The organism is Oscillibacter sp. CU971, assembly GCF_905219725.1.
Taxonomy (GTDB): Bacteria; Bacillota; Clostridia; order Oscillospirales; family Oscillospiraceae; genus Oscillibacter.
Genome location: NZ_CAJMXG010000013.1, coordinates 1 through 21274, shown reverse-complemented (window position 1 = coordinate 21274; position 21274 = coordinate 1). Strand labels below are relative to the sequence as shown.

Sequence of the window (21274 nt, the reverse complement as noted above, 5' to 3'; positions counted from 1 at the left end):
ATTACTCCATGGTCATGCCGCTCATGGCGGGCCCGGTGTCCTGTTCCTGCTGGGGAGTGCGAAGCTCCTCCAGCTTCTCCCGCGCCCAGTCCGGCAGATACTTCTCATCCAGAACGCCAGCGAAGTCGGAGCGGTTCCAGCGGGTCTTTTCGCCGTCGCCCAGGCAGGTGGCGTAGACCGCCTGACCTCTGGCGTGGGGAGAACAGCCAAAGCCGCCTTCCGCCAGCCAGAGCATATTGCGGGGGTCCCAGCAGCTCTCCCGGAGCGTATCGGGACGCATCACCAGCACCTTGCCCTTGTAGTCCTGCTCCAGCGGGTTACCGGCGCAGTGCTCCAGGCCGAACAGTCCCAGCGCCTGGTATGCGTCCCTGGCCTGTCCGATGAACGACTCCAGCAGTGCCGCGGCGGTATCCACCGCATAGTAGCGGTTATACTTGCCGTCCGGGGGAACGAAGGTTTTCCTGCCCCACTGGTAGGTCTCATCGCTGACCAGATACTTGCAGGCCGACTCGCGGAACTCCTGCAGGGAGTTGGCGAGGACAAAGTTCACCCGCTTGAAGCCGAACTGTTCCANCACAGACTGGGCGCAACCCTCGGTCAGCAACTCGTCCGCCTCATTGAAATAATCCCGGACCGCCTGCTCAATGGCTCTGGCGCAGTCCACATTCACCCGAAAGCTGTCCTCGTGCATCTGCGTCTGCCTCAGACGGCGGGCGTCGGCGCGGGAGTAGGGGTACAGATAGGGAAAATCAGCCGCCATAGACGGTATCCTCCGCGATCAGATGCTCCTCCAGCCTGCCCAGGCAGGCGCCCACCACCATGAAGGTCTCCAGCAGATCCGCCGGAAGGTCCCGCAGGTCATAGCGGTGTTCCGCCGCCAGAACCGTGATGGTGTGGGCCTCCTCGTCCACCTCGGCGCACAGCTTGGCCCCATCGGGGATGCCGGCAGCCTCCCGCAGATACTCGTTCACCTGAACGGCTTCCTCCTCGAAGTCATTGTAGGGGCAGCTGTCCTTATCACAGTCCTCACAGGGGCCGCAGACCTCCGACAGGTGGTGGAGCAGCTGGGCCGACGTGCTCGTGAGCTGGTGGACAACGGCCAGCAGCTCCGGCGCGCTCATCCGCCCTTTCAGCACCAGCATGGCCCCATCCAGGGTGTGGTACTCCACCTTGTCGCCGGCGTTGAACCCGGCCAGCCGTGCGGCGGTCACTGGAAGCAGGAGGCCCTTGGGTGTGATCTCTTTGATGAATTTCATGTGATATTCCTCCGTTTTCTGATTAAATTTCCTGCCCGAAATCAAACAGGTTCAGCTGTGTGGCGGCACGCTGCCGCTCGGTCATGTCGTAGTTGGCGATGAACACCTCGGCAAACTGGCAGTTGGGGTCGTACCGCTGCTTGATGTTGTTCAGCCGGGTGACCGCCTCGATCTGGATGCCGGGGGCATCGTACAGCTCCCGGACAAAGGCGTCGTCGTTGTAGGAGAGCAGGAACTTCCCCTCAATGGACAGAAGGGCGTCCCGCAGGCGGATGTGGTCCTTCTCTGTGAATCCGTCCTCCCCGATGTTCTGGTAGNACCCCTCTGTGGCGTGGTAGGGGGGATCACAGTAAAAGAGGCTCACCGGGCGGTCGTACTGCCGGATGAGCTTCTCAAAGTCCTTGTTTTCCACCACCACATCCTTCAGACGCCGGTGGGCCTGCTCAATAAGGGGGAAGTTGGCCCGCATATCGTGGGGCTGGCTGCCGTAGCTGGTGAGGGCGGAGGCGTAGCTGTAGCGGATGATCTGATAGAACCNCGCCGCCCGCTGGACGTCGGTGGTGCGCTGGCGGCGCAGGGCCAGCCGCACCCGGTCAAAGTCCTNACGGGAATTNAGAACNTATTTCAGGGCGTTCATCNGCAGATCCGGCTTNTCCCGGANACAGCGGTACAGGTTGGCAAGAAGGCTGTTGAAGTCGTTGTAGACCTCAAAATCCCTGCCGGGGGGCTTGTGGAACAACACCCAGCCGCCGCCCCCGAAGACCTCAATGTAACGTTCATAGTACAGAGGGAACCTCTGCACCACCTCCTCCCGCAGCGCCTTTTTGCCGCCGACCCAGCTCATGAAGCTGTTCAAGGGCTGTCACCTCCCGGGATGCGGAGCTGGGCGGTGTCGAACTTCTCCAACGACTGGTTCAGGCCCCGGATGGCGGCGGCGATGCCGCTGATCCGGTGGGTCATGTGGGCAATGGTGGCGCGCACCTCCTGCTNCGCGGCGGCGTAAAAGTAGCCGCTGGAGCTGCTGGCGATGGGGATGCCCCTGCGCCGGAGCCGGTTGACCGCGTCCCGCAGTTCCTTGCCACGGACGGAGAAGGTCCGCTCCAGTTCCCGGCTGGTAGCGGCGCCGCCCTCGCCCAGATGGTACTGCCGCAGATATTCGNCCAGCTGTGTATCCTCCATGATTCCTCCTTTCCGGGGCCGTTTTTCCGAAAAAGAGCACAAGCGGGAACCCCACGGGAGCCCAGCGAAGCAGGTCCCGTGGGGAGAGGAGAAGCAGCGGAATGAGCGAGCTTTCGGGCCTCGCCCGGAAGCGAGGGATATGGAGCTTGCGACGACGAAGGAGCCGCTTGTCCCTTTCGGTAAAACGGCCCCTTGATGCTGATATTGTTATTGACTTGATTGTCTGGCATGGGCTGTGCCCATGGAACACCACTCCTTTCCGCTGGCGGTCCAGTCACTGCATGGTCATGCCCTGCNCAGGTGAGTACCTGGCTGGGCGTTTGTATGGTTTCCACTCTCCGGGTGTGGACAGGATCGGTCCACATCTCCTGGAAACCCGCCGCGATGGACTCACAGGCTCCAAGCCCACTGTCCAACGCCTCCTGATTGATTTCGGAGAACTGGCCTGCCAAGTCAATGATATAGTTCTCCAGCCCGATAATAATATTTTCTTTCCCGCCCTCACTCAGTTCCGGCACATCGACTCCGTTTTGGGCGGCGGACACCGCATCATCAAAGAGGGCGCCATAGTGTTCTTCCCGCACCACTGGATCATCGTCCTCTTCGAAGGGGTCAGGCCAAAACGCCGCAAGACCGCAGATAAAATCCCGCAGGGCAGGGAGTTGTTCACCGCTGCCATGAGCGGCGAGACAGGCCCCATGTCCGATGAGTCCGTGCAGACAAAGCCGTATCTCCTTGAACCGCGCGTGATAGAACTCATCTGAAAAGTTCCAGCCCTTGAGTTTTTTCGGAGGGATATTTCCGGCAATACAGGCCAGCGCGGGACAGGACTGGAGTTTTCTTGAGAGTGGCGATCCGGGGTTTCGCATGTGCCCCATGATAAAATGCCGCACACGGGGCTTTCCAGGCTCGATCAGTAACAATTTACCTCTTCCTTTCACTGCATGGTCATGCCCTGCTCAGGCCGGGACATGGCCCCGTTTCGGCGGACATACAGTCCAGTATTTCTGGAGCTGTAGATGCTCTCAAACTCGTGGGTCAGGGCGGCGTAGGCGGTGAAGTCGACGCAGCGGTCGATCACCTTTTTGTCCAGGCCCTTCTCCAGCAGTTCTTTCTCTGCCTTCTCCCGGAAGCTGCCGATCTCTACGAACTCATAGCTGTCCAGGCGGCCGGCGATCTCCACCGCCTCCTCCAGACTGGCACAGTCCTCCGATTCCATCGCCGCCTGGAGCTGCCGGNGGCCGCATTNGCCGCGCCCGGNCAGAGCCTCCGCANTGGCGGCTCTGGCTGCGGCAGCATCCTCCGGGGCGGCCTGGCTGGACATCTTCTCCAGCATGGGGACGGCTTTCAGCACATCCTGCTGGGCCGGGGCAGTAAAATCACGGACAAATTCCTTGCCGTTGCGCGNCAGATAGCCGGTTNNACTGCCGGTCTCCATGTATCCGGACCTCTCCAGCAGATCTTCCGCATAGGCGTCCAGATCAATATTGCCGGACTGGATCAGTTCTTCCGGCACGCCACAGGAGCGGAGGTTGTTTGCAGCAAACTCCTTTATGCCGCTGCTTGGTACCCACTCATAGCAACGGAGGTTTTGTGAGATGTCCAGGGCAAATTTCAGGGTACGGCAGTCTTCATACTCCAAAGCGGCGGCAAACTTGTCCAGCCAGTGCGCTTTGCCCTGACCCTGCTCAGCCAGAACATAGCCGAGATTATCCCCATCCCGAACCAGATCGGTAATGCTGGAATACTGCTTCGTAAGGTCTCCGGCCTCGGGGAGAATACACCGGGCTTCCAGCAGAGTGCAGTCCTCCAGAGACTTGACCCGCAGCTCGTCCAGCGCCAGCACGACCTCGTCTGCGTCCTCCGCCATTTTGCCGTCATATCCCGGCAGACGGAGCCACACGCCCTCGGGGACCGCAGGGGAGGCCAGCTTCAGCTTGACGCTCCAATCGCTGTCCTCCGGCAAAAACGCGTTCTTTCCGGAGTAAGCTGGTTCTGCTGCCTTTTTCGGATATTCCACATAATAGCCTCCGATGAACAGTCCGGGGTGCTCATCCTCAAACTTCTGCCCGATGTGATCAAAATCCACATAGGGCAGGACGTCCTCCGGCAGGCTGGCCGCTCCTTTCTGGCTGTACTTGCCCAAATCCTCATAGCTCCCAGCCGGATGGAGCGTGCAGTCGGGCAGGCTCAAAATACTCTTGATGGCGTCAGCCGCCTTTTCGGGTGGATACCCCATCGAGACGGCGGCGAGGGCGTAGCTCTCCCGGACGCTTAACGTCTCCAGCCGCTCCTTCAACCACTCCTGTTCCTGGGGCGTACCGGGCAGTTCCANGAATTCTTTGAANTAATTCATCATCACTTCATCTCCATTCCGCCCTGTTGGGGGCTTTCTTCCATACCCTGGACAGGCTGTCCGTCCGAACGCTCGATCAGGCCATAGGGAGTCAGAACGCCGCCGCACTTTTCGATCAGCGCCTGTCCGTACTGGTATAGATTCAGGTGTGGGGCGAGTGTCGCCGCGTCCGGCTCACAGAGGATAAGAGAAAGCTCCCCCTTAGCCACTTCGATGGGGGAGCTGTACTGGGGGGAGAAGACATAGTTGTCCAGCGAGTCCATGAGCGCCCCGGCGCTCAGGNTGTCCTTGCAATCNGTGGCTTCCAGCAGGGCCTTGTAAGCGGTCAGTGCTTTCGGCTCCAGCCCTGCCAGTCTGCGGGCCAGCAGGTCCACAGTTTCCATTCCACTGGTCAGACCGATGAGTGACGGCGCGGTGCAGTCCACACAGCGCACCGGCTCCGTCCCCATGGGAGCGTTGGCCGGGTATGGGAACTCCACCCGGTTTCCGTCATATGTCTCAGCCAGGATGGTGTACGCGGGCTTTTTCGGCGTAAGCTCCAGGGTTTTGTAAACCTGACGCGGTTCGCTGTGCCGCTCCACANAGCCGAAGCCGGTAAATGTACTGCCCTCCGCCTCCCGATGATTCTTCCCAATCTGCGCGTAGTCCAGCAGCTCAAGCGTGGCGTCCGGAATGGCGTCTGTTTCCGGGATAAACCCGTTCTCCACAAGGAACCTGCCCAGTTCCTCATCGGTCACGGCATCCTCCAACACATGGCAGCATTCCCCGCTGTAGGCGTAGTCGATCAGGCTGCCAATGGGGATCGTTTCCACGCCTTTCTGAATATCCATGCAGACCAGCCCCTCGAAGACGGCCATACCTCGCGTGTCCAGCTCTGCCAGCCGCTTGGCCAGGGCATTGAGCGGGAAGATGTCTGTCTCCTGAATGCGCTCGTTCAAGTATTCGTATTCCTCGACAGCATGGAACTCCAGATATGGGTGCTTTCCGTCCTCCAGCCGGAGCTGTTCCATCGCGTCGAGAAGTTCGTAATCCGTGGCTGGCAGATCCAGCTCCACTTCCTGACAGGCTCCGTTGGGGCTGCTGAATGTGCGGATATGGAATACCTTATCCAAGAGTCATCCCTCCCATCGGCGCTCCAGCCTCCATATCAGTGGGGGACTGGAGGGTCTGCTCATAGGTCCTNGGATNAGCGGCAGGGCAGTCCCAGCCATGCATAGACCCGGCCTCCATTGCCAGCCGCTGGGCGCCGGTGACGCCGAGACGCTGGTTGTTGTAGTCCGCCAGCTCCCGGTTCTGGGCGGGGACGCCGGTATCCCAGTCCGAGGGGTAATAGCCGCTCTCGCCCCGTTTGATACAGATGAGCGCCCCAGTGCTGGGCAGGACGGAAAAGCACAGTTCCGGCAGTCCCTCCGCCAACTTCTGTTCAGAAGCCGCTTTTTTCATCAGCGCCTGTTCCTGGATGTAGTGCCTGGGATCAGCAGCGGGGGANTCCCAGCCACGCAGGCAGCCTCCCAGCATGGCCCNCTCCTGAGCNTTGCTGATNCCGCGGCATTGATTGCGGTAGTCCGCTATGTGCCGGTTCAGACCGGGTTTCTCACTGCTGTTCTCCGACACCTGATAGCCGGCGCCTCTGGTAATGCAGATCAGGGAGTCATCCTCCGGCAGGACAGAGAAGCACATATCTGGGAGCCGCTCAGAGAAGTGGGGATCGAAGCGGTCCTGCTCCGGCATGATGCTCCAGTTCTTGCTCTGCCACAGGTGGACATACAGCNCACAGCCATCCCCGATGCCAATATCACGCTGCTCAAAGCCCTCGCCCCAGCCATCAGACATCTGCCCGCTCAGATAATCAGTCAAAGTGTCCAGTTCCACAGGGGTCAGCGCTTCTGCTGCCTTGCACTCCACTACCGCCCAGAGCCGGCCTTCCCGTTCCTCTGTAGTGAAGAGAGCAGAGCGGACCTTACGATCCACGGCATCATCTTTGCCGTACCAGTGCATAATGCCGCGCTCCGCTTCTTCCGGCATCCGTTCCCGGATCAGGGCGGCCAGGATGCTGTCCGCGTAGTGGCGAAGATCCCGCCCGTCCAAAGGAGTACCATCCTCATCCATTCCGCCGTATTCATCGGGTTCAAAGAGTTCCGCGGTCATGGGGGCGTACAGCTTCAGCGTCTGGAGGGGCGGGGGCAGGACAGAGAAGCTGTCCGCCCCCAGCACCAGGTTCAGGCTGCGGCCACTGTCCCAGTTCACCAGAAAGTGGCCGGCGTCGTCGATGCCCTTCAGCGTCCCCATGCTCCCCGGCTCCACCGGGTGGGGGTCGTCTTTCATCTCTCTGAGCTTGATCCGGCTGCCCACTGGAAACTGTTCCCGCAGAAAATCCAGCCATTCTTTTGGTATCCGGTCCATTTACATTCCCTCCATTTTTATATCAGTTTGCGGCCCGTTCCTCTGCGGGGGCCCGCTCTCACGCGCCTCCTGGATTCCCNGGAAGTCAGAGGAGAACATTGTATCGTGATGCTTCAAATGGAAGTCTACTGTGCCAGGCTCCAGGTATTTCTCACACAGGCGGGGAAGGTAGGCTTCAACTTCGCCCCATTCGTAGGGATAATCGACGCCCTCGCCATAGATGATATCCTTTCGCAGCTCCTCCTCCAGCGCTTCATACACGTCAGGGCCTGTGTTGTCATAGGCGTTCTGGCCGGTCATATCCTGCAGCACTCCATCTCCAACGTAGTTCAATTCCTCAAACTGACAGCCTCCATAGGCTTCCACATCTGCCAGAGAGTCCGGGTCCGCCAGTGCTGCCAGATAGACTTCCCTGCCCTGGGCGATGAGCCATCCCCTGAAGTAGGAGAAGTCATTGTAATCGCAGACGTTTTCACACATCAGCGAGGCGGCGGCCCACAGGCCGTATTGATAGGACAGCTTCTGGTATCCATACAGAATGTCGTGGAAATCCTGGGCCTGCTGCGGACCGCGGGCTTCGAGCTGCTCGTACAGCCAAGAGAAGGATGCGTCCATGTCCTGGCCGCACTTTTCTTTGGCTCCGGCGATCAGGCTCCAGAAATCGTATTTGCTCATTTCCATCCCCGGCTGCGCCGGATACCACTGTTTCTTCAGGCCTCCCGCAAGGCTGTCGCATTCCGCTGCCCACTGTTCCAGCTCCTCATCGTTGGCCCGCATCTCCTGGGCGTAGAGTTCCAAGCCGCTGAGGATATTCTGCCTGGTCTGTTCACTCAGCTCAGGCGCGCCGCCGGAGTCTCTGGCGGCGGATACCGCCTGATCGAATGTACTGCCGATTTGCTCCACCATCTCCCGGTATCCCTTGGGTGTGTCATCCTCAGCCAATCCCCAGAACTCAGCCATATCTGTGAGCAGTCTGCGGAATGTGGGCAGCTGTTCTTCCTGACCCTGTGCGGCAAGCCGGGCGGCGTGTTCCGTCAGGCCAGCGATGCACTGGCGCATCGTGTTTTTATATGCCTGATACTGCGGCTCCATCTGAGCGAGAAGTTCATCGACGGTATAGCGGCGGGTGTTTTCGCCCTGGGCCGGCGAGGTCTGTTCTCNGTNATCCAAGCTGCATTCCTCCCAGTTCAATACGTTCCGCCATATCCTCAGCCTGGATAGGCGGAGCCTCGTAAAGCGTCTTTTTTCCGTAGGTGATTCGGATGATGTCCTCCGCGCAGTAATCGGCGCTGCGGCCAAACAGCCGCTCAAACTCACGGCGATCCTGTGCGGGGATATCATAGGTGCTGTAATAATTCCTATGGCCTGTCAGGGAGTTTGCCGCCGTCTTGAAAGTCAGTTCCATGCCATCTTTCTCAACCGTAACGGTCACCGTTTTAGCGCCGCTGGCTTTTAACGCCTCTGTGATGGCTTTCATTCGGTGGATGGGATTTTCGGTATCCTGCATCAGCGCCTGATATTCCGCTAACAGAGCGTCATCTTTCAGAAATTGCAGGAGAAACTTCTCCTGATTGATTTTGATATGCTGATCCGCCTCTGTCTCAATGAAGCCCTCCGGGTCCTGGAGCCAGGCCATAAAAGCGGCCTCCGGCAGTTCATTCAGAATATAGTCGCTGTGGAACTGCCCATCTGGCGCTTGGTTGGCAAAAATTTGGCAGATTACCGTTTCTTTGGCGCCGTAGTCCTGATAATACTGAAGATCGCGCTTCGCTTGTCCGCTGGAGNCTATCTGTNTGGGGAGGTTGCTACGGTCATTCGCGATGATCTCCTCCACGCGCTGATTGATTTTGGCGCATATTTCATCCACCATAGAGGGGATGGCCCTGGCCGCAAACGGGGCCTGCCCGTCTGTAAGAATAGTTGACAGGCCCTTCGTCAGATACAGTGTCTTTTTTCCGATGTCGTGTACACCGCAAAACGTCAGGCCGTTTTTCCAGGAGATACAGCCATCTGCTTCCACGGCAGTCTGGTACAGATAGTCAACCGGCTTTTTTTCGATTTTGAGGAGCATCGTGACGGCTTTCTCGCCTGTGCAGATTGTCAAAGGCGCGTTTCCCCAGTCCAGCCACCGCTGGAAATCATTGCGGGAAACCGTACATTGAACAAGGTCTTTCATCAGGTGATTCCTCCTATCGTCATGCCAGTACCGCCATAATCCTCCAGAGTGCAGGAGTTTTCTCTAAATTTGTTCCTCATAAACTCATACCCTCCATTGCCGGTGCTGCCTGCTGGGAGCGATCAGCGTCCATCTGCCACTCTGACCGCAGCTGTCTTTGCAGAGACACACATTCCTTGACCCAGTCATCCAGTTCGCCGTCGATTTCCAACTCCTGACGGTGAATTTCCAATGCGATTAAAATATCATTTTTGGCGCTGTCTGGCAGCGCGGGAGCCTGACCGGATCTCCGTGCGGCTGACACGGCCTGGTCAAATGATTCTCTGTACTGCCGCTCCAGCTGGATGGAGGTTTCTTTATCNNCGTAGGCGCCTCCATCCAAGCCCCAGAATGGCACCAATTTCAGAATAATCTCCCGCAGTTTTGTGATATCTTCCTCCTGGTGGNGCGCTGCCCGCTGTGCGGCGACTGTAGTCAGACCGGCAACACATCTTCGGATGTACTCCTCATACGCCTGATAGGTCGGCTCNATCAGTTTCAGAAACTCATCCAGATTATAAGAAGATTGGGAGGCTCCGTGGCCAAGCCATTGTTTCAGCGCGGCTCTGGGATATAAAATCCGATCTGATTCACTCATCAGCCTATACCTCCCATCGTCATGCCGGTACCACCGTAGTCCTCGATCTGGCGGGGATTCTCCTCANCATACAGGCCGCAGAACATATCGTCCACGGCCTTGCGGATTTCCGGGTCATCGGTCAGGGTTTCACAGCGGAAGCCGGTGGCGGCGTGGCAGGGCAGCTCCTCACGGACGGCCTGGAGATATTTCTCCGGGTCAGTATAGTTCCACCGTTCCCCGCTGGCGAAGGTGACCCGCCCGACAGCCGGGCTTTCGTCCAGTACCTGCCGGAGACGGGCGGCAGCCTCCGCCGCCACCGGGTCATCCTTGAATTCGTCCATCCTCAGCCGGTCCTCTGACAGCCACTCCCGGCCATCCCAATGGATGGCCAGATCCACCGCGGCGATGCCGTCCTTGGTGACCCCCAGCCGCTTGTCCTCGCAGTCAAGACCGGCGTATAACTGTATGGCCTCCTCCAGCGGGAGCTGGTGGGTCACTTGCCGCTCAGGCGTGTTGATGTGTTCGATCACATACCACTCATAGCTATGGGGGAGTGTGGGATCANCGGCGTTTTGGAGCGACTGGCGCCCCTGTTCCGTCAGTCCCATCTGCTGAGCCTGTTTATCGAAACAACTGAGGTAGCACTGGTAGTCGCCCTCTATGGGATTGCACCGCAGGCGGTAGAGATACCGTCCCGTCTCCAGCGTGAAGCCGTAGTTCTGGCAGCAGGAGCCGCCCGCAATGGCTCCCTTACTGCCATAGCAGTACCGCCGCATGGAGGGGAGGTCTTTCAGGACGCCCTTGCGGAGATCGTTCACCACCTTGTCCAGCTCATCCCGGAACTCCTGGGTGTTCAGCTCCTCGGGGCCTCTGGGCCACTGCGTCAGAAGAAACTCCGCTCTGTTCCGTTTCCGCCTGGCGGCGAAAACTCCACCCGCTTCGTTCCTTCTTCCTTTCCCCACCGGACCCGCTGCGCTGGGCTCCGGTGGGGGCCCTTTCCTATCCTTCTCCGGCGTCTGAGCATAAAAAAGCCCCGCATCCTCGGGGGATGCGGGGCACAGCTGATGGCGGACAGGCGTTTCAGGGCAGCGGATCTTTTCCTCAGCACAGAACTCCGCCAAGCTGGGATTTGTACCGGTCATCTGGAACATATCCTTGATCAGCCGGAACTGAGAGCCACCCTTTTTCAGCGGCAGACAGGAGAGGATCGAACCGGTATGGTTTTCCTCCGCCAGATCCACCAGCGCGTGGGGTTCGTCCGGATGCCGGGCTGTACCCCGCAGGTCGTAACAGTACCAGCCCTGGGGCACATCCTCACGGGGGATGGGCGCGGCACTGTACAGCACCGAGGCCCCGAACAGGCGAGCCCCCAGCATTTTGTCCTTGTAAATGTTGATTTGCAACGGTTTCACTCCCTTTCGTTTTTGGTCAGCAACAATAGATACCACAACTCCCGGCGAAAGTCTACAAAAACTTTTTACATCATCGCCTGCCCAATCTCCGGTGCGGGAGGGAAAGGCTTGCTCAGGCGGCGCGCCAGACCGAACTCCGTCCGCCGGACGCCGTCCTCTGCCATGGAGTCCTCGCCCAGACGGGAAAAATCCATATACCCGTCGATGGTATCAATGACTTCATCGTCAGCCCCAGTGCGGCGGAGTACCTGCTTCCCGTACTCATCCATATCCTCCGGGACCCGCTCGTAGTCATCCCGGTCCATGGCAATGCTGACAGCTTCTGTGAAGGTATCCGGCTGTTCCACCTCCAGAACAGCGCAGAACTTCATCAGTTCCCCGTCCTCCTGCTCCATCTCCTGAAGGCACAGCGCCAGCGTATTGGCGTCTTCCACAGTGATTGTATCCAGCGGGAGAAGGCCGTCCAGATACGGGGAGGAGAANTTGACGGCGGTGATTCCGGCCNGGGCGAAGTCCTCCNCGTCCAGCGNNCNTTTTGCCTGCTCCAGCCNNTCGTCCGAGNCGGGAAAGCTGAGGGGGAATGTACCCTTTCCTGTGGAAAGCGTCAGGCGGAGGACGCCCTGCTCTTCCAAGACCTGCTCCATAGCGCCTGACTGAATCCCGGTGTAGCTGTCGGCCAGGAACTCTCCCTCATGGCTGTTGCAGTAGTCGATGCCGATGGAGCGATAGTCCAGGTAGGGCCGCAGAGTCTCCGGTACCTTATCCTCCAGACGGTCATGCTCCACCAACCANCTGCCCAGCTCCTGGTGGGAGGTCACACCTGGAATGACCTCGTAGCAATCCAGGCTGGCCGGTTTGATATGGGCGGCGATCCGAAGCACATCGTCCAGACTNTNTTGAGACTCCGGGTCCAGAGACTTGGACAGATGGTAGTGTTCCGCCGCGTTCATCCCGTCTACCGTTTCCGCCAGCTGGTTCAGCTTCTGGAGCGTGGAATCGCTGTCCAGCCTGGTTTGCTGGAGATGCCAGTTGAGTGCGGGGACGGAACTGTCAGCGTTCAATACCGTGGGTGCGATATTGGGTTGGCCCGCCGCACGAATTTCATCAACTTTCCGTTTGAATTCATCCAGCGGCACCGGCAGTTTCAACTGTTCAAGTACACTGCCGCTGGATATATTCAGCTTTAACATGATAGACCTCCCATCTGCTGGTCCGGCTCTTGCGCAGGAGGAAAGGGCTTGCTCAGCCGGCGCACCAGACCGAACCCGGTTTGCCGAACGCCGTCCTCATCCATCATCTCACTGCCCAGCCGGTCAAAATCAGTGCAGCCTTCTATGGCCTCCAGAACTTCGTCGTTTGCACCCATGCGGCGCAGGGCCTGACGGCCATACTCCCGTTCGCTGTCGGAGATCAGCTCATAGTCGTCGATGTCGATGGCCATATCAAGGGCCTCGGTGAAGGTGGACGGTTCCTCCACCTCCAGAGCGGCGCAGTATTTCATGATCTCGCCGTCTTTTTTAAGGCACTGGAGACAGAGAGCCATCTCATTGGCGTCCTCTACAGTGATACTGTCCATAGGGATCAGCCGGTTCAAATAGGGCGCTGTATATTCGGCGCTGGCGATNACCGCTTGAGCGAAGTCCTCGATTCTCAGGGACTCCTTTGCCTGTCCCAGCTGCTNCTCGGAGGCGGGGAGGACAAGGGGATAACTCTGTTCTGAGGCTGTGAGTGTCAGAAGCATGGCTTTTGGCGCCTCCCCCTGCACCGGAGCTTCCTCCCGGCGTTTGACAAAACCATAGGCCGTGTATGCACCCCCAAGGGCGTCCCGCTGCTCCGCACCGATCCTGGCATAGTCCAGATAGGGCCGGGCCTCCTCCGGAAATCGGAATTTTCCAGTTATGAATGCGGTATCCACCAGAAAACGGCCCAGATCCTCGTCTGTCTTGATTTTGGGGAATATCTCATAACGGTCNAGGCTGTTTGCGACATGAACCGCAAAGTCCAGATCACCGGTACATTCCAGTTCCAGCGCCCCGGAAAAGAGACGCTGTTCCTCCTGTGTCATACCGTTGATTCTGTCGTCCAGGGTGTTCAGCTTCTCAAGGTCAGCCCCGCTCTCCAGATCGGCGTGCTGGACATACAGATAGAGGCTGGGGATGGGGCTGTTCACACCGCTGATGCTGATTTCCGCGGGCTCATCCTCAAAGCCTGCGATCAGGCTGAAGATCGTGCTTGCCGCCTCATCACNGGTAGTGGGGATATCGAGCGCAATACCGTAGCTCCGGCACTCCAGGTNNAGAATNATTGNGCCAGCCCTCCCATCTGGAGTCCCTGTTCCCGCTGATGCTTCTCTGCGGGGTCCTCCATCATCAGCTCCTCCAGCGGCATTGTGCCCTGGTACACCACATAGCCGCATTCGTTGAACTGCCCGCCTTCCTGCTGGAGCTGCTGTTCACCGTAGCGGCGGTAGTCGTAGAAGCCCTCCAGGTTTTCGTCGTAGTCGAAATGAGCGGACTCCCGGATCATGTGCCTGCCGTATTCCTCCGGGGTTTGGAGGCCGGGGACAAAGTCAAACAGGTCCAGGTTTTCCGCCAGCTGGCGGACGGCCATCATGTCTCCAGCCTCCGCAAACAGCACTACCGCATTCAGCTTCTCCATATCCGCCTCCTTCAGCGGCTCGATAGCCTGGCACATCCGGTTCAGGGCTGGGAGATCGTCACCGCTCAGATACTCAATATCCAGCGCCTCATCCACTTTTTCCGGCAGCTCATTGCAGTCGATGCGTATCTGGGCATCGTGCGGCGAGGTGATGCCAACGCGGAGTAGTGTCCGCCCGATCTGGTGTTCCGCGGCGGGGAGGTACAGGTACTCCGGATTTTTCCCCTCTGCCAGCCCCCGCTTCGGCGTGATCTCCAACACCATAAAAAGGCTGTCGTAAGGATATACGGGGAACTGGTGTCCGTTGTAGACCGGTTCCAGCTTCATGCCGCTGTCGTAGACCACGCCGTAAGGGGTGATGACTCCTCCACTGCCGTCAATCAGCTGGAGGGCGGCTTCTTTGCCATTCACTGCCTGGTATTGGTCCATCGGCATTGCGCCGCCGTTCAGCGTCATTGTGTGGTCTTTCCCNANCTGCTCCAAATCAGAGANATCCGTGATAACCGTTGTCTGTTGACAACAGTACGTCAGGTTAATAAAGTCCTTGATTTCGGACAGCCCCAGCTTGTGAGCCATAGCCTGGAACTGACTGACCTCGCCGGCGCAGAAGCCGTCCAGCCGTTTCGCCAGGTAGTCCAGCTGATCGATATTGACCAGCGTACCCACCAGGGTGTTCAGCACGCTGTACCGGCTGTTTACTTCATCCACAGTGCAGTCCNGGTTGACGGAAAAGCCCAGGTCAATTGCCTGGAGCATCTCAATGGTCTTATCGTACTGGTCAACGGGAATGGGAAAGGGGATAGTGATCTGATCGCATTCCGGACGTCGGGGGTTGCTCAGAACCGCTTGGATTACATAGCTCATACGCCGCCGCCCTCCTCAAAGCCCTCTTTCATCTCCCACTCACGCTGCCTCGGCTTGGTGGGCCGGTTGCAGGGCAGCTTCTTCTGGGGCCTCTTTTTCCGGGTGTCAATGCGGGTAGACGGCGATCTGGACGGGTCCATCATCATCCGCTCCAACCCCGCCAGGCGGGTATCGCCCATGAAATATCGTGCCATATTCTTCTGTCCTCCTGTTTTGGTATTTCCAATCCCTGAAAAGAGGACAAAACGAAAAAAGGCGCTGCCCTTTTTTCAGGGAAACGGCCTTATCTGGTACAAATATTGGGTTTTAACTTAACTGCATCCCGCCCTCTCACGGGGGCTCTATAGCCGCAAACTCCAACTCTTTTTGGTTGGACGCCTCTGCCAGCGCCTCCAGATCCGGGACGCTGCGTTCGATTGGTCCCACGGTGGATTCCGGGCATTTCCATCGTTCATCTGTGGGGTTGTTATTCTATAAAAAATGTATAACCGCTTTGTTCAGGATCGAGTGAGTCACAAAATTCTTCCTCTTTTTGCAAGGAAATGTCAACTCGATCCTCCAAATCAGGGATAGTGCGCTCTATTTGTTCCGCCGCAGAGCTCAGATGCTCCTGCCGTTCACTGGTAATGCTGAAGTTTTCCAATGTTTCAGGGATACTGCGATAGACTTCTGTAAGTTGTTCGGGAGTAAAAAGGACAACGTGGGGGATGAGGCCGGAGCGGGTAGCGAAGTCGCGCTTGGCCGCGGTGTAACTGTCCACACCGCCGGGAGGTCCGTAGAAGTTCCCCGCGTTCAGGCCAGTGCGCTCCCGCACACGTTCCCAGGTAGCAAACTGGACGCCGTACCTGGTCGGGTGGCCCGCCAGAACCACATCGTTGAAATCCGCCAGCAGCCTGTAGTCTCCCGTCAGGCCGCTGGCTGTCAGCTGGGGCGCCGTCTCCATCTGGCGCATGTACTCGGCAGTGGTTTTGGTGATAGAGATTGCTTTGTCCAGAGCGGCGCTCCTGTGATCATCCGCCGTATCCTCCCGCCAGTACCTCACCGAGCCGGTATCCAGCGCGAGGCAGAGACGCTGTCCGTCCAGCTCTATTGGCAGGAGGCCCTCCTCCGTTTCCGGTTTTACGGCAAAGCCCTCGTGCTGGAGGTTCAGGGTTAGTTCTTGGAAGTATCTGTTTTTTTCTTCTGCGTTCATTTTGATCCTCCTTGCTTTCTAATATAATGGCAACTTTTTGCGCTGAAAAGTCCGGGGCCCTTTTTGATTTTGCCTGTTTTGAAAACAGGCGCTGGGAGTATTGTGTTTTCCTGGAAAAACAAAAAGCGCCGGTCTGTCAATTCNTTTAGAACTGACGGATCGACGCTCAATACAGACGCTCAAAATCGTAGCGCCCTATTTGAAACTGNTTTGCCGCAGGTNTAAGTCCTGCCTGAGTGNATAGGAGGTGGGGAAAAATCTAAATTTTGAGGCCCTTGGATTTTCACTATCCAAGGGCCTCTGAGGTCTTGAAATCTCTCAGTTTTTTCACCAAAAATCTTTTTTGACCTCTTTTTCTGGTCCGAGTGGCGAGACTTGAACTCACGACCCCTTGACCCCCAGTCAAGTGCGCTACCAACTGCGCTACACCCGGATATTTACGCTCACTCATGTCAGCTTGTATAGATTAGCACACTTCGCCAGAAAATGCAAGACCTATTTTTAAATTTCTTTTGAAAATTTTTCCCCCCTCAAATTTAGGAAGCTTTCCCTCCTCAACAGCGGACCCGCCGCCGGAATAGTCTGCAAAACAGGGGATCGACCGTTTTATTCTGAAGTCCTCCCCCTNACGAAACATCCCCGGAAGGCAGAACGGCGCCCGTCCTCCCCTATAAAAAAGCCAGCGCCCGGTGCAGCCACGCCGGGCGCTTCAAGCGTTTTCCAAGGCCCGCGCCCTGCTTACAGGCCGTACCCCATGATATTCTCGGCGCAGAGCACGTCGATACGTCCCTGAGCCCTGGCAGGGTCCGGCTGAATCCCCTTTCGCAGCAGGTCCCGCAGCAGCAGCAGGGGCNGCGCTCCTTGCTGCACCATGTCCTGGGGAATGGTGAAATCCACGCCGCCATCCAGCAGCAGCCGCCGGATTCCCTCGTTGATATCATGGCAGACCACACGGATTTCCCCCTTTCGGCCCGCCGCCCGGATCGCCTCCACACAGCCGGACACGTTGAGGTTCGCCATGTAGACTCCGCCCAGCCCCGGATGGGCTGCAANGGCCTCGCCTACCACAGAAACCGTTGTGCCATAATCGTTAAAAGTCTCCGCAACTACAATCTGTTCCGGGGCAAAGCCCAGCTCCGCCATGCGCTCTTGAAAGCCGCCCAGCCGCTGGCGGTGCCCGTCAAACTTTAAATTGCCCACCGTCGCCAGCACNANGGCGTCCCGGGACACGCATTTGCTCATCAGCTCCGCCGCCACCCGGCCTGCCCGGCGGATGTCCTGGCCCACGAAGCACACCCGGCCGCTTTCCGGAAGATCCGAATTAAACGTGACGCAGGGAATCCCCCGCTCCGTCAGCTCCGTCACCCGGTCCTGGACCGAGCGGTCGTTCAGCGAGCAGAGGGCCAGGCCCTTGCAGCCNTCCGCCTCCAGCTCGTCCAGCAGAGTCAGCGCCTCCTGGGGAATGTCGGTTTTGCAGTGCCGCACCAGCACCCGGACCCGGCCGNCGGACAGCTCCTCCCGGACGCTGTCAATGCCCCGCTCCACGTCCGCCCGAAACNGCCCCTCTTCGCTGGGCAGAAGAACCCCCAATTTCAGCGTTTCCAGGGAGGCGGCCATCTGCCGGGCGTGGGCCTCCCGGGGAGACACGTACCCCGTCTCGGCAATGGCGGCCAAAACCCGCTCCCGAACGTCCGCCCGCACATAAGAGCGGTTGTTCAGCACCCGGTCCACCGTTCCCCGGGAAACGCCCGCCAGCGCCGCCACCATTTGGATTGTCGCCCTCTTCCCCNTGCTGATTCCTCCCCAATATGTGCAGTGCACAGTATGTGACGCTTTTATGATAGCACAGCTCTTGTGGATTTGCAAAAGAAATTTTCATCCCTTTTGTAAAATCCGCTGATTTCTCTTCAATTCTCTACTAAAACGCAAAAAGGGGTTGACAGCCGGGCCCGGCTTTGCCATAATGTGTGTAAAAACACACAATGAATAGCACACAATAAAGCACATATAGGAGGCAGCGCTATGAACTTTCAAAAATCAGCCTGCATCGAGCCCATGTACAGCGAGCTTCCCTTCCTGGAGCGGTTCCAGGCCGCTAAACAGGACGGCTTCGAATTCGTCGAGTTCTGGAGCTGGANGGANAAGGACCTGGACGCGGTGAAGGCGGCGGCGGAAAAGGCGGAAATTGGCATCTCCGGCTTCAACGGAGACGCGGAGCTCTCCCTCATCGACCCCAGCCAGAAGGAGGCCTACCTGGCCTTCCTCCGCCGGTCNGTGGAGGCGGCTAAGAAGNTGGGCGCCCGGTCCGTCACCATCCACTCCAACGGCCTGGGGGACGGCGGCATGGTCATCGACCATTATGATGAACTCAGCGACACGGTAAAGCTCTGCACCATGTTCGGAACCCTGAAAGAGTGCGCGAAAATCGCGGAGGAGAGCGGCATCTCCATGAACCTGGNGCCGCTGAACGTCACCACGGACCATGTGGGCAACTTCCTCCAGACCACTCGGATGGCCGCTGAAATGACCCGGCTCATCGGCTCCCCCAAGCTGAAGGTGCTCTATGACGCCTACCACATGCAGCTCAACGAGGGCAGCCTCTGCGACAACATCCGGGCCTATGGGGACCAGTTCGGCCACATCCATGTGGCGGACGCCCCGGGCCGCCACGAGCCTGGCACTGGCGAAATCAACTACGCCAATGTGTTTGCCTGCCTGGAGAAAACCGGCTACACCGGCTTGATCGGGTTTGAGCTTATGCCGAAGACCTCCACCGCTGAGGCGGTAAAAGCAATCATGAAACTTTAAATTCCATATTTTAAGAAGGAGAGACGTACATGAAAACCATCAAAATCGGCATCATCGGAGCGGGCCGTATCGGCCGGGTCCACGCGGAGAACATCGCGAAGTTTGTCCCCGAGATGGAAATCAAGACCATCGCCGACCCTTACATGAGCGAAGAGACGGTGGAGTTCCTCCGGCGCCTGCNCATCCCCAACATCGTCAAGGACGCGGAGGAAATTCTGAAGGACCCGGAAATCAAGGCGGTCGTCGTCTGCTCCCCCACGGACCTCCACGCGGAATACTCCATCAAGGCGGCCGAGGCCGGGAAGGACGTGTTTGTGGAGAAGCCCGTGGACTACCGCATCGAGCGGGTAAAGGAGGTCATCGCCGCGGCGAAGAAGGCCGGAGTCAAGCTCCAGGTGGGCTTTAACCGCCGCTTCGACCACAACCACCGGGCCGTCTACGAGGCCGTCCGGGCAGGCAAAGTCGGCAAGGTGAACCTGGTGAAAATCAGCTCCCGGGACCCCGAGCCCCCCACCATCGACTATGTGAAGGTCTCCGGCGGCATCTTCTACGACATGATGGTCCACGACTTCGACATGGCCCGGTTCCTGGCGGGGTCCGAGGTCACCGAGGTCTTCGCCTACGGCGGCNTGCTGGTGGACCCGGCCATCGGCGAGGCGGGGGACGTGGACACCGCCGTGGTGTCCCTGAAATTTGCCAACGGGGCCATGGGCATCATCGACAACAGCCGAAAGGCCGTCTACGGCTACGACCAGCGGGTGGAGGTCTTCGGGTCCGAGGGCGCGGTGATGGATGAAAACGACACCCCCAATAACGCCACCTACTACGGGGCGGACGGAACGTCCTCCAGCCCCTGCTACAAGATCATGTGGGACCGCTACACCATGGCCTTCGCCGCCGAGCAGAAAGCCTTTGCCGAGGCGGTCATCAATGGCACGCAGACCCAGGTCACCGGAGAGGACGGCCTGGCCCCCATCCTCATCGCCGCCGCCGCCACGAAGTCCCTCAAGGAGGGGCGGCCCGTCAAGCTCAGCGAAATCACGCAGTAAGTCCCCCATTAAGAAAGGAACGAGGTTTACTATGATGAAACAGCGTATAGCCGCCCTGCTCCTGGCCGGTTTGATGCTCCTCTCCCTCTCCGCCTGCGGCGGCGGCGGCGATTCCTCCGCCGGCGGCTCCTCCGGGGACAAGGAAGGGGCCTATAAGATGAGCGTTATCTTGAAGACCACCGCCTCCGAGCACTGGCAGCTCATTATGGCCGGATGCCGGAAATTCGAATCCGAGCACCCGGACGTGGTCATCGACATCACGGGACCGGCCAATGAAACCTCCTACGACGACCAGCAAAATATGATCGAAACCACCCTGAACAACAGCGAAGTGGACGCCATCATCATCGCCCCCCTCCAGTCGGAGACCGCCGCCACCCTCATTGCCGGGGAGACCCGCCCGGTCTTCGCCCTGGACACCAACATCGACGCGCCGGAAATCGTCTCCTTCATCGGCACCGGAAACGAGGCCGCCGCCAAGCTGGGGGCCACGGAAGCCGTCAAGGCCGCGAAGGCCGCGGGATGGGAAACCATTGAGTGCATCGAAATCGCCGGGGTCAAGGGAGACGCCACCAACACGGCCCGGATGAACGGATACACCGCCGGAGTCAATGAAAACGGCGGGACCTTCCTGGCCGATGAAATCCAATACGCCAACGCCGTGGCGGACCAGGCCGTCACCTGCATGGAAGCCATTATCCAAACCCACCCGGATGGAATCGCCATCGTATGCGCCAACAACGACGACATGGCCGTGGGAGCCGTCCGGGCCGCAGAGGGCAACCCCAGCTTTGCCAACACCATCTTCCTGGGCTTCGACGGCTCCACCGGCGCGTGCCAGGCCATCCTGGACGGACTTCTGACCATGTCCGTGGCCCAGCAGCCCTATGAGATGGGCTACCTGGCCTGCCAGACCGCCTACGACAAGCTCCAGGGCAAGGACGTGGACGCTGTGGTGGACCCCGGCATCGAGGTCATTTCCCCAGAAAACGCCCAGGCCCGCATCGACAAGGTCAACGGATATCTCGCCGGTCAGAACTGATCGGAGTGCCCCCGCGCAGCTCTGCGCGGGGGCGCTTTTCTTGCAGGCAGAAAAGCAGCCGCATGACGCTTGCGCGCCATGCGGCTTTTTTGGCTAAACGCTGCGGCCCCTTCCGGCCCCTCAGGCCGTAAGGTTCCAAAGGTCCTCGAAGAGTCCGCCGCCGTCGGGCTCCGTGGTTCCCGGCTCCTGGGGCTCGGTGGGAGCCGTGGGGGGCGGGTCCGGCGTGGGCTCCGGGTCCGGCGTGTGCGGCGGAGTGCCGT

18 protein-coding genes and 1 tRNA gene are annotated in these 21274 nt (G+C 58.8%); 3 read left to right on the top strand and 16 right to left on the bottom strand.

All coding sequences use genetic code 11. From position 1 onward, the window contains the following. Window position 1: 1 nt before the first annotated feature. The 16 genes from JX325_RS02240 to JX325_RS02160 all read right to left on the bottom strand — a co-directional run bounded on the left by JX325_RS02240 (window position 2) and on the right by JX325_RS02160 (window position 17882). Window positions 2-760 carry a DUF3849 domain-containing protein gene (locus JX325_RS02240; protein WP_204789550.1) on the bottom strand — a complete coding sequence of 253 codons (759 nt, stop codon included), beginning with the start codon at window positions 758-760 and terminating at the stop codon, window positions 2-4. Continuing rightward, entirely contained in the window at window positions 750-1256 is a 507-nt protein-coding gene (locus JX325_RS02235; protein WP_204789549.1) for a hypothetical protein, read from the bottom strand. Before JX325_RS02235 ends, JX325_RS02240 begins: the two co-directional genes overlap by 11 nt. Before the next feature lie 22 nt (window positions 1257-1278). Further along, window positions 1279-2100: a DNA adenine methylase gene (locus JX325_RS02230; RefSeq protein WP_204789556.1), complete on the bottom strand. Its 822-nt coding sequence runs from the start codon at window positions 2098-2100 to the stop codon at window positions 1279-1281. 8 nt (window positions 2101-2108) lie between these two features. Continuing rightward, window positions 2109-2435, bottom strand: coding sequence for a hypothetical protein (locus tag JX325_RS02225; RefSeq protein WP_204789548.1), 327 nt, complete (start codon window positions 2433-2435; stop codon window positions 2109-2111). 937 nt (window positions 2436-3372) lie between these two features. Further along, window positions 3373-4794, bottom strand: coding sequence for a hypothetical protein (locus JX325_RS02220; RefSeq protein WP_204789547.1), 1422 nt, complete (start codon window positions 4792-4794; stop codon window positions 3373-3375). A 1101-nt stretch (window positions 4795-5895) separates the two neighbouring features. Further along, window positions 5896-7194, bottom strand: a complete 1299-nt coding sequence (locus JX325_RS02215; protein WP_204789546.1) for a DUF4314 domain-containing protein — start codon at window positions 7192-7194, stop codon at window positions 5896-5898. Then, window positions 7195-8364, bottom strand: a complete 1170-nt coding sequence (locus JX325_RS02210; RefSeq protein ID WP_204789545.1) for a DUF4240 domain-containing protein — start codon at window positions 8362-8364, stop codon at window positions 7195-7197. Next, the gene (locus JX325_RS02205) at window positions 8300-9370 is read right to left on the bottom strand and encodes a hypothetical protein (RefSeq protein ID WP_243413879.1); all 1071 of its coding nucleotides are present in this window, start codon (window positions 9368-9370) and stop codon (window positions 8300-8302) included. Before JX325_RS02205 ends, JX325_RS02210 begins: the two co-directional genes overlap by 65 nt. A gap of 76 nt (window positions 9371-9446) precedes the next feature. Further along, window positions 9447-10007: a hypothetical protein gene (locus JX325_RS02200; protein ID WP_204789544.1), complete on the bottom strand. Its 561-nt coding sequence runs from the start codon at window positions 10005-10007 to the stop codon at window positions 9447-9449. Then, window positions 10007-11392 carry an LPD28 domain-containing protein gene (locus tag JX325_RS17805; protein WP_243413878.1) on the bottom strand — a complete coding sequence of 462 codons (1386 nt, stop codon included), beginning with the start codon at window positions 11390-11392 and terminating at the stop codon, window positions 10007-10009. Before JX325_RS17805 ends, JX325_RS02200 begins: the two co-directional genes overlap by 1 nt. A gap of 74 nt (window positions 11393-11466) precedes the next feature. Further along, window positions 11467-12591, bottom strand: coding sequence for a DUF6329 domain-containing protein (locus tag JX325_RS02185; protein ID WP_204789542.1), 1125 nt, complete (start codon window positions 12589-12591; stop codon window positions 11467-11469). A 1024-nt stretch (window positions 12592-13615) separates the two neighbouring features. Beyond that, window positions 13616-14923, bottom strand: a complete 1308-nt coding sequence (locus JX325_RS02180) for a hypothetical protein (protein WP_243413876.1) — start codon at window positions 14921-14923, stop codon at window positions 13616-13618. Further along, entirely contained in the window at window positions 14920-15117 is a 198-nt protein-coding gene (locus tag JX325_RS02175; RefSeq protein ID WP_016315116.1) for a hypothetical protein, read from the bottom strand. Before JX325_RS02175 ends, JX325_RS02180 begins: the two co-directional genes overlap by 4 nt. A gap of 272 nt (window positions 15118-15389) precedes the next feature. Next, window positions 15390-16115, bottom strand: coding sequence for a hypothetical protein (locus JX325_RS02170; protein ID WP_204789541.1), 726 nt, complete (start codon window positions 16113-16115; stop codon window positions 15390-15392). Between the two features lie 357 nt (window positions 16116-16472). Further along, window positions 16473-16548 (bottom strand) — tRNA-Pro (locus tag JX325_RS02165). A 305-nt stretch (window positions 16549-16853) separates the two neighbouring features. Continuing rightward, on the bottom strand, window positions 16854-17882 hold the full coding sequence (locus JX325_RS02160; RefSeq protein ID WP_204789540.1) for a LacI family DNA-binding transcriptional regulator: 1029 nt from the start codon (window positions 17880-17882) through the stop codon (window positions 16854-16856). Between the two features lie 255 nt (window positions 17883-18137). On the opposite strand from JX325_RS02160, the gene JX325_RS02155 reads away from it, so the two are divergent. From JX325_RS02155 to JX325_RS02145, 3 genes are all read left to right on the top strand, one after another. Beyond that, on the top strand, window positions 18138-18923 hold the full coding sequence (locus tag JX325_RS02155) for a TIM barrel protein (protein ID WP_204789539.1): 786 nt from the start codon (window positions 18138-18140) through the stop codon (window positions 18921-18923). Window positions 18924-18952: 29 nt separating this feature from the next. Further along, window positions 18953-19972: an inositol 2-dehydrogenase gene (gene iolG / locus JX325_RS02150; RefSeq protein WP_204789538.1), complete on the top strand. Its 1020-nt coding sequence runs from the start codon at window positions 18953-18955 to the stop codon at window positions 19970-19972. A 31-nt stretch (window positions 19973-20003) separates the two neighbouring features. After that, a complete protein-coding gene (locus tag JX325_RS02145) occupies window positions 20004-21014 on the top strand; it encodes a sugar ABC transporter substrate-binding protein (protein ID WP_204789537.1) in 1011 nt (336 codons plus the stop codon). The last annotated feature ends 260 nt before the right edge of the window (window positions 21015-21274 follow it).

Excerpts from the sequence above, each read along its gene's own strand:
- JX325_RS02235 (WP_204789549.1), bottom strand. The coding sequence starts at position 1,256 with ATGAAATTCATCAAAGAGATCACACCCAAGGGCCTCCTGCTTCCAGTG.
- JX325_RS02145 (WP_204789537.1), top strand. The coding sequence starts at position 20,004 with ATGATGAAACAGCGTATAGCCGCCCTGCTCCTGGCCGGTTTGATGCTC.
- JX325_RS02170 (WP_204789541.1), bottom strand. The coding sequence starts at position 16,115 with ATGAACGCAGAAGAAAAAAACAGATACTTCCAAGAACTAACCCTGAAC.
- JX325_RS02175 (WP_016315116.1), bottom strand. The coding sequence starts at position 15,117 with ATGGCACGATATTTCATGGGCGATACCCGCCTGGCGGGGTTGGAGCGG.